The sequence below is a fragment of the Plantactinospora sp. B5E13 genome (genome assembly GCF_039871775.1).
In the GTDB taxonomy this organism is placed as follows: Bacteria; Actinomycetota; Actinomycetes; order Mycobacteriales; family Micromonosporaceae; genus Plantactinospora.
Window position 1 is genome coordinate 37,796 of sequence record NZ_JBDPLT010000011.1, and the last position, 12,793, is coordinate 50,588.

The 12,793-nt window shown below is 73.2% G+C and carries 10 protein-coding genes; 7 read left to right on the forward strand and 3 right to left on the reverse strand.

All coding sequences use genetic code 11. From position 1 onward, the window contains the following. Positions 1-68 precede the first annotated feature (68 nt). Positions 69-662, reverse strand: coding sequence for a helix-turn-helix domain-containing protein (locus ABGB05_RS12730; RefSeq protein ID WP_347653461.1), 594 nt, complete (start codon positions 660-662; stop codon positions 69-71). A gap of 114 nt (positions 663-776) precedes the next feature. On the opposite strand from ABGB05_RS12730, the gene ABGB05_RS12735 reads away from it, so the two are divergent. Then, entirely contained in the window at positions 777-2,363 is a 1,587-nt protein-coding gene (locus tag ABGB05_RS12735) for an MDR family MFS transporter (RefSeq protein WP_347653462.1), read from the forward strand. Positions 2,364-2,568: 205 nt separating this feature from the next. Here the strand turns inward: ABGB05_RS12735 and ABGB05_RS12740 are convergent, their stop codons facing one another. Continuing rightward, positions 2,569-4,413, reverse strand: coding sequence for a tetratricopeptide repeat protein (locus ABGB05_RS12740; RefSeq protein WP_347653463.1), 1,845 nt, complete (start codon positions 4,411-4,413; stop codon positions 2,569-2,571). 236 nt (positions 4,414-4,649) lie between these two features. Between ABGB05_RS12740 and ABGB05_RS12745 the strand changes: the two genes are divergently transcribed. Together ABGB05_RS12745 and ABGB05_RS12750 are read left to right on the forward strand one after the other, a co-directional pair. Next, positions 4,650-5,684, forward strand: a complete 1,035-nt coding sequence (locus tag ABGB05_RS12745) for an SIS domain-containing protein (protein ID WP_347653586.1) — start codon at positions 4,650-4,652, stop codon at positions 5,682-5,684. Positions 5,685-5,744: 60 nt separating this feature from the next. Beyond that, the gene (locus ABGB05_RS12750; RefSeq protein WP_347653464.1) at positions 5,745-7,292 is read left to right on the forward strand and encodes a histidine kinase N-terminal domain-containing protein; all 1,548 of its coding nucleotides are present in this window, start codon (positions 5,745-5,747) and stop codon (positions 7,290-7,292) included. Positions 7,293-7,308: 16 nt separating this feature from the next. Here the strand turns inward: ABGB05_RS12750 and ABGB05_RS12755 are convergent, their stop codons facing one another. Next, on the reverse strand, positions 7,309-8,790 hold the full coding sequence (locus ABGB05_RS12755; protein WP_347653587.1) for a glycosyltransferase family 39 protein: 1,482 nt from the start codon (positions 8,788-8,790) through the stop codon (positions 7,309-7,311). 470 nt (positions 8,791-9,260) lie between these two features. Here ABGB05_RS12755 and ABGB05_RS12760 point away from each other — a divergent pair, with 470 nt between their 5' ends. From ABGB05_RS12760 to ABGB05_RS12775, 4 genes are read left to right on the forward strand one after another with little or no spacing between them, the layout of a single operon-like run. After that, entirely contained in the window at positions 9,261-11,000 is a 1,740-nt protein-coding gene (locus ABGB05_RS12760) for a nitrite/sulfite reductase (RefSeq protein ID WP_347653465.1), read from the forward strand. Next, positions 10,997-11,206: a hypothetical protein gene (locus ABGB05_RS12765; protein ID WP_347653595.1), complete on the forward strand. Its 210-nt coding sequence runs from the start codon at positions 10,997-10,999 to the stop codon at positions 11,204-11,206. Before ABGB05_RS12760 ends, ABGB05_RS12765 begins: the two co-directional genes overlap by 4 nt. Then, positions 11,170-11,931: a phosphoadenylyl-sulfate reductase gene (locus ABGB05_RS12770; RefSeq protein ID WP_347653466.1), complete on the forward strand. Its 762-nt coding sequence runs from the start codon at positions 11,170-11,172 to the stop codon at positions 11,929-11,931. The genes ABGB05_RS12765 and ABGB05_RS12770 overlap by 37 nt, the downstream gene beginning before the upstream one ends. Positions 11,932-11,947: 16 nt before the next feature. Next, positions 11,948-12,712: a CbiX/SirB N-terminal domain-containing protein gene (locus tag ABGB05_RS12775; protein WP_347653467.1), complete on the forward strand. Its 765-nt coding sequence runs from the start codon at positions 11,948-11,950 to the stop codon at positions 12,710-12,712. Positions 12,713-12,793 lie beyond the last annotated feature (81 nt).

A 12,793-nucleotide genomic window follows, 5' to 3' on the forward strand; every position in this document is an offset into this window, starting at 1 on the left:
CGTGTCGGTGTCCGGTGGGGCAGGCGTGTCGGTCCCGGCGGAGTCCGGGGCGCGGACGCCCGCCTGACTCAGTCGGCCCGGCGTTCCGGCTCCGCATCGGGGTTGCCGACGCGGTCGAGCAGTTCGTACGCGAGTTCCAGGGCGAGCTGTTGCCGCTGTTCGAGGCTGATCTCCGGCTGGCGGAGCGCGAACAGGCTGCCGTGCACGGCGAAGAGTGCCATGGTGGCGCGGAGTTGGTCGCCGGGTGACGGGTCCGGCCCGGCGAGGACGTCGGCGACCCGGAGCAGTCGGTCCCGCATCATCATGCCCGAGGAGAGCTGCTTGACCACGGTCTGGTTCTGCTCGAAGAAGCGCATCACGGACCGGCCCTCGGTGCCGAAGAACTCCTCCGCGTAGCGCCGCAGGGTGGCCCGGCGTCCGACGGCGTCGGTGGGTTGCGCGGCCGCCCAGTCGATCAGCTGGTCCAACCGGTTGATCCGGTCGGCGACGAAGCTGTCGACGATGTCGTCCTTGCTCTTGAAGTGGTAGTAGAGCGCGGCCTTGGTCACGCCGAGCCGTTCGGCGATCTCCCGGAGCGAGGTCTTCTCGTACCCCTGCTCGGTGAAGAGTTCGAGGGCCACCTGCTGAATGCGGGAGCGGGTGTCGCCTGTGCTGCCGGTCACCCCTGACCACCTCTCTATGTGCTTGACGGGCGCCCGGCGCCAACTTACCGTACGGCAAGTAAGACGACTAGCCGGTCGGCAAGTAAGTGAAAGCACTCAGGGGGGAGCTTACCGATGACCGCCACGGCGGACGCACCGGTGCGACAGGTCAACATCAGAGTGGTACTGGGTGGCCTGATGATCGCCATGATGCTGGCGATGCTGGACAACATGATCGTCAGCACCGCGCTGCCGAGAATCGTCACGGAGTTCGGCGGACTCGACCACTTCACCTGGGTGGTCACCGCGTACGTCCTCGGCTCCACCGTCTCGACGCCGATCTGGGGCAAACTCGGCGACCTGTACGGCCGCAAGACCGTGTTCCTCAGTTCGATCGTCCTCTTCCTGATCGGCTCCGCGCTCTGCGGCATGGCCGGCGCGAAGATGCTCGGCGGCCCCGCCGACGGCATGATCGAGCTGATCGCCTTCCGCGCGGTGCAGGGCCTCGGCGCGGGCGGCCTGATGGTCGGCGTGATGGCGATCATCGGCGACCTGGTGCCGCCCCGGGAGCGGGGCCGCTACCAGGGCATGATCGCCGGCATCATGGCCATCGCCATGGTGGCCGGGCCGCTGGTCGGCGGATTCATCACCGACCACCTCTCCTGGCGCTGGGCGTTCTACGTCAACCTGCCGCTCGGCGGGGTGGCGCTGCTCCTGCTCGCCACCCGGATGCACCTGCCGAAGTACCGCACCGAGCACCGGATCGACTGGCTCGGCGCCGCGCTGCTCTCGGTCGGCATCACCGCGATCGTTCTGGTCACCACCTGGGGCGGCAACGAGTACGCCTGGGCCTCCGCGCAGATCCTCGGCCTCGTCGCGCTCGCCGTGGTGACGCTGGTCGCCTTCGCGATCGTCGAGCGTCGGGTGGCGGAGCCGATCCTGCCGCTGTGGCTCTTCGCCAACCGCAACTTCGCGGTTATCTCCATCATCGGTTTCCTGCTCGGCTTCGCGATGTTCGGCGCGATGAACTTCCTGCCGCTGTACCAGCAGACCGTGCAGGGGGCGTCGGCGACCAACAGCGGCCTGCTGCTGCTGCCGCTGATGTTCGGCATGCTGGTGGTCTCGATCGTGGTCGGCCGTACGATCACCAAAACCGGGCGGTACCGCGCCTTTCCCATCATCGGCGGCATCGTGATGACCGTCGGCATGGCCCTGCTGACCATGCTCGACGTGCAGACCAGCAAGCTGGAGTCCTCGCTCTACATGGTGGTGCTCGGTGTCGGCATGGGCTTCCTCATGCAGACCTCGATGCTGATCGCCCAGAACAGCGTCGAGCAGAAGGACCTCGGTGCGGCCAGCGGCGCGGCCACCTTCTTCCGGTCCATCGGCGGCTCGTTCGGTATCTCGCTCTTCGGTGCGATCTTCGCCAACCGGCTGGCCGACTCGTCCGCCGGCGCGATGATGGCCGGCGGCGGCGAGGGCGCCGGGGTGGACCTGGAGGCGCTGCGCCGGCTGGCCCCGGAGCAGCAGCTCGCCGTACTCCGTGGGCTGGCCGACGCGATCGGTTCGGTCTTCTGGTGGGCGGTGCCGTTCGCGCTGGTCGTCGCGGTGCTGGCCTGGTTCGTCAAGGAGATCCCGCTGCGCGGTGCCAACGACGCGGCACCCGCCGCGACCCCGGAGGAGCAGGCCGAGACGGCGCTGGCCAGCCCGCCGGTGCGCTGAGCGCCGACGGGTGCAAGCTGAGCTCATCCGGCGGCCCGGACCCGACGGTCCGGGCCGCCGGATGAGGTGTTTCCGGACCGGCTGTGACGGCTGTCGGGTGAGGTGTTTCCGGACCGGCCGTGACGGCTGTCGGGTGGGGCGGTTGCGGGCCGGTCTGTGACGGCTGTCGGGTGAGGTGCGTCTGGCCTGGCGGGGTGAGTTGGCGTCAGGACTGGCGGGTGAGGCGCTGCCACACCCGCCCCCACAGCTGTCCGAACCGACGGGGGCGGGGCACGGTCCGTCCGGCCGACGGAGACGCGAGCAGGTGCCGGGCGGTGGCGAGCGCGGCCGGCTCCACCTGCGGGGTGGCGAGCACCAGCCGGGCCAGCGAGCGCTTGATCGAGACCGACCGGTGCTGCGACACCTCGACCGCGTCGGCGAACCGCGCGGCCACCACCCCGGCCACCTCGGTACGGACCGACGGATCCACCCAGGCGGCGGTGACCAGGGCGAACAGTGCCGCCTCGGTGACCCAGTCCTCGACTCCCCAGACCAGGTCCAGCAGCACCCGGCGACGGGTCGACTCCGCCCAGGGCTCGTCCGTGCGGTGGTGCAGCAGGCCGAGGCAGGCCCAGACCTGGACGGAACGGTGCCACAGCGTCGGGTCGTGCTCGGCCAGGGCCCGACCGAGTTCGGTCGGTGGCGTCGCGGGCGGGTGAGCCAGCAGCCCCAGCAGGTCGTCGAGCTCCAGGGTGGCGAGTCCGACCGCGGCGTCGTACGCGGCCGGTGGGTGGGGCCAGGCGGGATGCGCCAGGTGCCGGATCCGCTCCACCGCCGACTCGGAGGGCGCCGGTACGGCCGGCACCGGCGTGATGTTGTCGTACCGCCACAACTGGCGGGAGACCGGGCGACGGGGCTGCCGGAGATCCGGCTCCGGAACCTGGTCGACGGTGACGGTCACGTCGGGGATCGCGGCGAGCAGCGCCCGTACCGCGCTCGGCGGTTCCGGCGCGGTCATCCGCAACTCGCCGCCCGCCTCCACGTCGTCGGCGGCGAGCACCTGGCGCAGCACCGCCACCACCGCCTCGGTCGCCGGTGGGATCCGGCCCAGCCAGGACTCGCCGTGGCAGCACTCGGCGAGGTCGCTGTGCTCGTGGGAGTCGTCCGGATGGTCGCGGGCGAAGTCGGCGAGCGCGACCAGGTGGGCCAGGTCGCCGTCCCGGCGGTAGCGCAGCCGGTGACCGGTGTGCACCGCGCAGTCGAACGTCGGGTCCCGGGCCAGCGCCCGGTCGACCCAGTCCAGTGCCTCGTCCAGCCGGTCGTGGTCGGCGAGGGCGCCGGCGATGTCGGCGTACACCGAGAGGTCGCCGGGGTCGTGGTCGACGGCCCGGCGCAGCGCGGCGAGCGCCTCGGCGGTCCGGCCGGCGCTGCGGTACGCGTAACCCAGCCACACCTCGGAGAGCTTCGACGGCAGTTCCCGGGCACCCTGGGCGGCCCAGTCGACGGCCAGGGTGACCGCGCCGACCCGGCGGGCCAGCGCCGAGGCCGCGCCGAGCAGCAGCCCGTGCCGGGGGTGCGCGGCGACCGCGTGCCGGGCCAGCCGCAGGTACGGCCAGAGCGGCTCCCGGTCCTGCTCCGGAACCGGGTCGGGGATGCCGGCGCAGACCTGCATCAGCACCCGGGCGATCCGGTCCGGGTCGAGATGTTCGACCAGTTCCGGGGCGGCCACCCAGGGCACTCCCGCCCAGTCCGCCGACGGGGCGTGGCCGGTGGCGGCGGCGAGCAGTTCCAGCCCGTCGCCGGGGCGGCCGGCGGCGGCGAGCAGGTGGGCGCGGGCCACCACGGTGCCGATGAACGGGTGCTGGTCGAGGGGGAAGAGGTCGACCCCGCCGTCGGCCCGGGCGGCCAACTGGGCGAGCGCCTCGTGCACCTCGGGCATGGTCGGGGCGTACGCGATCGCGCCGGCGAGGTGCCCGGCGGCGTGCCGCAGGTCGCCCTCGTCCAGCGCCAACCGGGCCAGCGCCAGCTCTCCCTCGGCCGACAGCCGGGGATCGTCCGTTCCCTCGGGCACCGACTCGACCCTCCGCCGTACGTGGTTTTTCCCCTGGGTTGGGGAGCCTAGGGCATGGCGACCGGACGTGGTGATCTACTGCGCAAAGCTGATCGTTAGATTGCTTCAGCGGCTTGAATCGTGCAAAGCTGAGCACGAAACGCGCGGGAATCGAGCATCGGCCCGGGCGTCCCGCAGCATGTCCCGAGCGCGACGCCGGGCAGGAGGAGGTCATCGTGGCGCAACCAGGTGCCGGTATGGCGGCGGACATCAACGAGCAGCCGGCGGGTTACGCGCGGCTGCTCGAACCAGCGTCGTTGACCGCGATCGCGCAGGTGGCGGCCGTGATCGCCGAGCGTCGTCCGAAGCACGTGGTGTTCACCGCCCGGGGCACCTCGGACCACGCCGCGCTCTACGCCGCGTACCTCACCGAGATCCGGCTCAACCTGCCCACCGGGCTGGCCTCGCCGAGCGCGATCACCGTCTTCGGCGCCCGGCCCGACCTCTCCGAGGCACTGGTCATCGGGGTCAGCCAGAGCGGCGGTTCACCCGACCTGACCGAGGTGCTCCGGGTGGCCCGCGCCTCCGGCGCGCTGACCCTGGCGGTCACCAACAACCCCGACTCGCCGCTCACCGCGGCCGCGGAACTCGCCATCGACGTCGTCGCCGGACACGAGCGGGCGGTCGCCGCCACCAAGACGTACACCGCCGAACTGCTCGCCCTCCTCCTGCTGGTCGAGGGAATCCGGGCCGGCGACGGCCGGCTGCCGGCCGACGAGCGGGCGGTGCTGGAGACGCTGCCGGAACTGGCCGAGTCGACTCTCGCCGACCCGCTGCCGGGCCAGCTGGCCGCCCGCTACCGGTTCGCCGACCGGATGGTCACCACCGGCCGGGGGTACGCCTACCCGACCGCCCGGGAGGCGGCGCTCAAGCTGATGGAGACCTCCTACCTGCCGTCACTCGCCTTCTCCGGCGCCGACCTGTTGCACGGCCCGCTGGCGATGACCGACCCGGACGTCCCGGTCCTGGCCGTGGTCGGCGCCGGTCCCGGCGGTACGGCGATGCGGGACGTGGTCGCCAAGGTCGGCGAGCGGCGGGCCGACCTGGTCGTGGTCGGCCCGGCCGACGTGCCCGGAGCCGCCGCCCGGATGCCGGTGCCCGAGGTCGACGAGCGGTACGCGCCGCTGCTGGACATCCTGCCGGTGCAGCGGCTCGCCCTCGCGTTGGCGCTGGCCCGAGGCGAGGACCCGGACGCCCCGCGCGGGCTGCACAAGGTCACCTCGACCCTCTGAGCGGCACTCCGGCTTCTCCTCCGATACCCGCCGCCTGGTGCGACGTGGCAGGCTTGCCCCGTGTCCACGCTGCGTGATCTCGCCGAGGAGCACACCGGTCTGCGTCCGGTCGACATCGACCATCTGCACCGGGTGGCCGGCGAATGGCAACTCCTCTCCGACCTGTCCTTCGCCGACCTGCTCCTCTGGGTGCCGGTCAGCGACACCGACTCGTTCGTCTGCGTCGCCCAGGTACGCCCCACCACGGCGCCGACGGCGTACCAGGACGACCAGGTCGGTCGGATCGTCGGCGGACCGGAGGTCGCCCACCTGGCGATCGCCTCCACCCAGGGCCGGATCTGGCGGGAGGGCGACCCGGTCTGGTACGGCGACACCCCGGCCCGGCACGAGGCGATCCCGGTCCGGCTGCGCGCCGTCGACGGGGAGTCCGGCGAGGTGATCGCGGTGGTGGGCCGGGACACCAACCTCTCCACCGCCCGGACCCCGAGCCAGTTGGAACTGAACTACCTGACCACCGCCGACGATCTCGCCCAGATGCTGGCGGACGGGACGTTCCCGCCCCCACGGCATCCGGGCGAGACGACCACCGCCCCCCGGGTCGGCGACGGTCTGATCCGGCTCGACGCCCAGGGCAAGGTCACCTACGCGAGCCCGAACGCGCAGTCCGCGTACCGGCGGCTCGGGTTCTCCTCGCACCTGGTCGGCGAGGACCTCGCGGCGCTGAACGGGCGACTCGCCGCCGACCCGCTGGAGGGGACCGAGGCGGCGAACCGGGTGCTCGCGGCCCTGCGCGGCGAGGCGCCACCCCGGCGGGAGATCGAGGCGCGCGGCGCGACCGTACTCACCCGGGCGCTGCCCCTGATGCCCGCCGGAGTGCCGATCGGCGCGCTGGTCCTGGTCCGGGACATGACCGAGGTACGCCGCCGCGACCGGGCCCTGATCACCAAGGACGCGACCATCCGGGAGATCCACCACCGGGTGAAGAACAACCTGCAGACGGTCGCCGCGCTGCTCCGGCTGCAGGCCCGCCGGGTCGGCATCCCGGCGGCCCGGGCCGCCCTGGAGGAGTCGGTCCGCCGGGTCGCCTCGATCGCGTTGGTGCACGAGACCCTCTCCATGTCGAGCGACGAGGCGGTCGAGTTCGACGGCATCGTCGACCGGGTGGCGGCGGCCGCCGCCGAGGTGGCGGCGACCGAGGTACGCGTCCGGATGAGCCGGCAGGGCAGTTTCGGTGTGCTGCCGGCGGAGATCGCCACGTCGTTGGTGATCGTGTTGAACGAATTGCTGCTCAACGCGGTCGAACACGCCTTCCCGCCACCGGCCGAGAGCGGTACCCGGCCGGCGGACGCCGGCACCGGGGTGGTCGAGGAGAGCGCCGAGCCACCCGAGGTGGTGGTCTCGGCGCATCGGTCCCGCAAGCAGCTGCACGTGACGGTCGCCGACAACGGCCGTGGCCTGCCGGCGGACTTCGACGCCGACCAGCGCAGCCGGCTCGGCCTGCAGATCGTCCGGGCGCTGGCCACCGGGGAACTGCGCGGCACGATCGAACTGCGCAACCGGGAGGGCTGCGGCACCGAGGCCCTACTCGTCGTCCCGCTGGTTCGCTGAGCTGCCGCGCGGCGGGTCAGCCGACGCGGGTCAGCAGCGCCACGGTCAGGCCGGGCACCGTCCACCGGTGGTCCAGCCGGAACCGGCTCCGTAGCGGCTCCGCCTTCGCCGCCGCGACCCCGGCCAGCGGATCGTCCCGTTCCCCCCGGACCAGCAGCCAGACCCGGTCGACCGAGGTCAGGCAACTGGCCGGCACCGGGCATTCGCTGGCCCAGAGGTCGGCCCGGCGTACCGCGTCCTGCCGCAACAGCACGTCCCGGGGCCGGTCGCGACGCAGCTGATACGCGACCGCCACGTCGAGGAGGGCCCAGCCGCCGCGCGGCGAGTAGACGATGCCGTCACCCGGCCGCTGCCCGGCCGCGATGATCCGGATGGCCGCCGGATAGTCGACCTCGGCGCTGCGTGGGGTCTCGTGGGTACGCCGGACCGCCCGCTGCTCCGGTGCCCCGAGCAGGCCGGTGACCAGTACGATCGCCAGCCCGGCGGCAGGCCGCAGCGGAGCCAACGTGGTGGCCGCGAGCAGACAGCCGAAGGGCAGCACGACGAGCAGGTAACGCGGCACCCAGAGCGGGGTGAGCTGACCGCCGACAAAAAGCAGCACCACCGGCAGCAGCACGGTGGCGCCGAGGGCTACCCGCCACCGGCCGGCCCCGGCCGGCGTACCCGCGGCGGACCCGGACCCGTGGGGCCCCGGGTGCCCGGCGGACCCGGCCAGCCCGACCGCGGCCAGCCCGAGCAGCAGTCCGCCGACGCTGCTCGCCTGGGCGAGGTTGCCCGGCAGGTCGACCAGGTCACCCGGGCCGGGCCGGTCCACCCAGTCCAGCTGCCGGCCCTGCTGACCACGGCCGAACACCGCCAACGGGGCCAGCAGCAGCGCCGCCCCGGCGACCGCCGCCGCCCACCCGGGCAGCCGCCCGCGCCGATGCAGGAGGACCGCGACCGCGTGCCCGGCGAGCACGCTGACCGCGACGAGGTTGGCCAGGCCCAGTCCGACGACGGCGGCCGTGTACCCGAGCCAGCGCGGCCAGGTCGGTCGGTCCAGCGCCCGGACCAGCAGCAGGGTGGCCAGCACCGCGAGCAGGACCGCCAACGCGTACGGGCGGGCCTCCTGGCCGTACCGGGAGGTGCTGGGCAGGACCGCGAGGAGCAGGCCGCCGACCAACCCGGTACGGGCGCCGAACAGCCGGGTGCCGAGGACGGTGGTGAGCCCGGCGGCACCGGCCATGCAGAACGTGGACGGCAGGCGCAGGGCGGTGACCGAGTCGCCGGCGACCGCGATCCAGGCGTGCAGGAGCAGGTAGTACGGCGTGCTGACCGCGTCGATGGTGCCGGCCAGCCGGAGCAGGTCGCCGACCGGTCGGGACGCCGCGCTCCAGGTCGCCAGCTCGTCCCGCCAGAGCGGGGCTCCGTCGAGTTGGACGGCGGTGATCAGCAGGGTGGCCAGGGCCGGCCACAGCCAGAGCGCCCGGCGGAGCCGGTTCGGCGCGGGACCGCCCACTACCGCCGCCTCGATCACCTGTTCCCGGCCGGGCAGGCCGGGCGACGGATCGTCCACGGTTGCTGTCCGGTGCGACCCTGTCCAACCCAGCACTGTCTGTCGTATTTTTCCTGGTACGAGGAATAGTAGCGTGACCCCCGCCACAGCGGGTCCGTCAGGCGGGACGTCCGCTCGCCGACTGTGGTCCGGGCGATACGGATGTGGGAGCATGACGGGTATGACCGCCGCCGTGCGCCGCTTCGCGAGGCCGGGATTCACCTCCCGTCGCCACGTCGACTACGGCCGCGTCCGCAGCGCGATCTGTCCGGCCCACTGACGTCGCCTGGACCTTTCCGTCCCGGGCGCGCACCGGGCCGGCTCCCTGACACGTTGTCTCCCTGACACGTCGTCGACACCGTCGCCGGCCCGCTCGGCCGAACGCGGTCGGCTGCGCGCCCTCCCCGCCGCACCCGACAACGGAGGACGCCGCGATGGCGGTCAGCAGTACCCCGGTCCGACCCGGCGCCACGAGCGACCCGACGGCCACCCCCGCCCGGCCCGCCCGTCCGGCGCGTCGCCCCCGGGGCGAGGGACAGTGGGCGCTCGGGCACCGTGAGCCGCTCAACCCCAACGAGCGCACCAAGAAGGACGACAACCCGCTCAACGTACGGGCCCGGATCGAGAGCATCTACGCGCACCGGGGCTTCGCCTCGATCGACCCCGCCGACCTGCGCGGCCGGTTCCGCTGGTGGGGGCTCTACACCCAGCGCAAGGCCGGGATCGACGGTGGACGTACCGCCGTGCTGGAGCCGCACGAGCTGGAAGACGAGTACTTCATGCTCCGGGTCCGGATCGACGGCGGCGAGCTCAGCCTGGAGCAGTTGCGGGTCGTCGCGGACATCTCCCGGGAGTTCGCCCGGGACACCGCCGACATCACCGACCGGCAGAACATCCAGCTGCACTGGGTGCGGATCGAGGACATGCCGGAGATCTGGCGCCGGCTGGAGGCGGTCGGCCTGCAGACGACCGAGGCGTGCGGCGACTGCCCCCGGGTCGTGCTCGGCAGCCCGGTCGCCGGCGTCGCCGAGACGGAACTGCTCGACCCGACGCCGGCGATCGACGAGATCGTCCGTCGCTACGTCGGCGACCCGCAGTACTCCAACCTGCCCCGCAAGTTCAAGTCCTCGATCTCCTGGCTGGTCGACACCCCGTACGAGGTCAACGACATCTCCTTCCTCGGTGTCGAGCACCCGGAGCACGGCCCCGGCTTCGACCTCTGGGTCGGCGGCGGACTGAGCACCAACCCGATGCTGGCGCAGCGGCTCGGCGTCTGGGTGCCGCTGGACGAGGTGCCGGACGTCTGGGCCGGGGTGGTCGGCATCTTCCGTGACTACGGCTACCGGCGGCTGCGGCACCGGGCCCGGCTGAAGTTCCTGGTCGCCGACTGGGGTGTGGAGAAGTTCCGCGAGGTGCTGGAAAAGGAATACCTGGGCCGGAGCCTGCTGGACGGTCCGGCGCCGGAACTGCCGGCGAAGCCGATCGACCACATCGGGGTGCACCGGCAGCGGGACGGGCTCAACTACGTGGGGGCGGCGCCGGTGGTGGGCCGGATCTCCGGCACCCAGCTGGCCGAACTGGCGGACGCGGCGGCCGAACACGGCAGCGGCCGGGTACGCCTCACCCCGTACCAGAAGCTGCTGGTGCTCGACGTGCCGCCGGAGCGGACCCAGTCGCTGGTGGTGGCGCTGCGCCGGATCGGTCTGGAGCCGTACCCGTCGGTCTGGCGCCGGGACACCATGGCCTGCACCGGCATCGAGTACTGCAAGCTGGCCATCGTCGAGACCAAGGCCCGGGGCCAGGAGCTGGTGGCCCGGCTGGAGGAGCGGCTGGCCGGCGCCGACCTCGGCGCGGCGGGGCTGACCATCCACCTCAACGGCTGCCCGAACGCCTGTGCCCGGACCCAGACCGCGGACATCGGGCTCAAGGGCCAACTGGTGGTCGGTCCGGACGGCCGTCAGGTCGAGGGTTTCCAGGTGCATCTGGGCGGCGGCCTCGGCATGGCCGAGGGGCAGAGCGCCGGCTTCGGCCGCAAGCTGCGCGGTCTCAAGACCACCGCCGAGGAACTTCCCGGGTACGTCGAGCGGCTCACCCGCCGCTACCTGGCCGGACGTACCGCCGACGAGAGCTTCGCGAACTGGGTTGTGCGAGTCGACGAGGAGGAACTGCGATGAGTGGTGACACCCGAGCCGCGCCGATGTATTGCCCGTACTGCGGTGAGGAGGACCTGCGGCCCCACGCGGAGTCGCACGGTGCCTGGGAGTGCCGGGCCTGCGCCCGGGTCTTCACCGTCAAGTTCACCGGCCTGCTCGCCGCCGCCGTCGCGAACGAAGGGGAACCCACATGCGTCCGGTGGTGGCGGCCAATCTCGGCCTGGTGAAGCTCGGTCCGCAGGCGCCGGTCGACCCGGCCCGGCGGTCCCCGGAGCAGTTGCGGGCGCTGGCCGAGGAGGCCAACCGTGAGCTGGAGGGCGCGCCGGCGCAGGAGATCGCCCGGTGGGCGGCGGAGGAGTTCGGCGACCGGTTCTGCGTGACGAGTTCGATGGCCGACGCCGTCCTCGCCCACGTGGTCTCCCGGGTCGCGCCCGGCGTCGACGTGGTCTTCCTCGACACCGGGCTGCACTTCCCGGAGACGCTGAGGGTACGCGACACGGTGGCCCGGACCCTGCCGGTCAACGTCCGGTCGATCCGACCCCGGCAGACCGTCGGCCAGCAGGACGGCGAGTACGGTCCCCGGCTCTTCTCCCGGGCGCCGGACGAGTGCTGCGGGCTGCGCAAGGTGGAGCCGTTGGAGCGGGCGCTCGCCGACTACGACGCCTGGGCGGCCGGGCTGCGCCGGGACGAGTCGCCGACCCGGGCGAACACGCCGGTGGTCGGCTTCGACCCGCGGCGCGGCAAGGTGAAGGTGAATCCGATCGCGGCCTGGACCCAGGCGGACGTGGACGCGTACGTCGCCCGGTGGAACATCCCGGTCAACGAGCTGTTCCGGCAGGGCTACACCTCGATCGGCTGCTGGCCGTGCACCCGGCGGACGAAGGCGGGGGAGGATCCCCGCGCCGGCCGGTGGGCGATGTTCGAGAAGACCGAGTGCGGCCTGCACTCCTGACCGACGGACCGGACCGGTGACCGGGGCGTCGGACCCGGTCGTGCTGGTGGCGCACGGCAGCCGGGATCCGCGGGCCGCCGCGGTGACCGAGGCGCTGACCCGGGCCGTCGCGGCGGCCCGGCCCGGCCTGCTGGTCCGGGCCAGCTATCTCGACCACGGACCGCCCCACCCGGGGGCGGTGCTGGCCGGGCTGGAGGCGGCCGGTCACCGGGCGGTGGTGCTGGTCCCGCTGCTGCTCACCGCGGCCTACCACGGCCGGGTCGACATCCCGGGCGCCCTCGCCGCGGCGCGGGACGCCGGGCTGCGGATCCCGGTCCGGGTCACCGACGTGCTCGGGCCGACCGTGGCCGGGCCGCATCCCGAGCTGCTGGCCGGGCTCCGCCGTCGGCTGTCGGAGGTCACCGGCGACCGGTCGGCCGGCCGGGACGGTGCGGTCGACGGTGTGGTGTTGGCCGCGGCCGGCACTCGGGACGCCGCCGCCCGGCGTACGGTCGAGCGGGCCGCTGAGGCGCTCGGTGCCACGTTGGACGTGCCGACCCGGGTCGGGTACGCCTCGGCGTCGCCGCCGACCGCCGGTGAGGCCGTGACGGCGCTCCGGGCGGCCGGTGCCCGCCGGGTGGCGGTCGCCACCTACTTCCTGGCGCCGGGGCGGCTCCACGGGTCGGCGATGGAGTCGGCGCGGCGGGCGGGGGCGGTCGGATTGGCCGCGCCGCTCGGGGACGCGCCCGAACTGGCCCGTCTGGTGCTCGCCCGGGTCGACGAGTCCCGGCACACAGCGTGATCAAAAATACCGAGGGTTACGGAGCGTGTGCGTGCCGCCAAGATGTGCCCGCCGGATTGGCGGAGCGTGTGTGCGGCGATC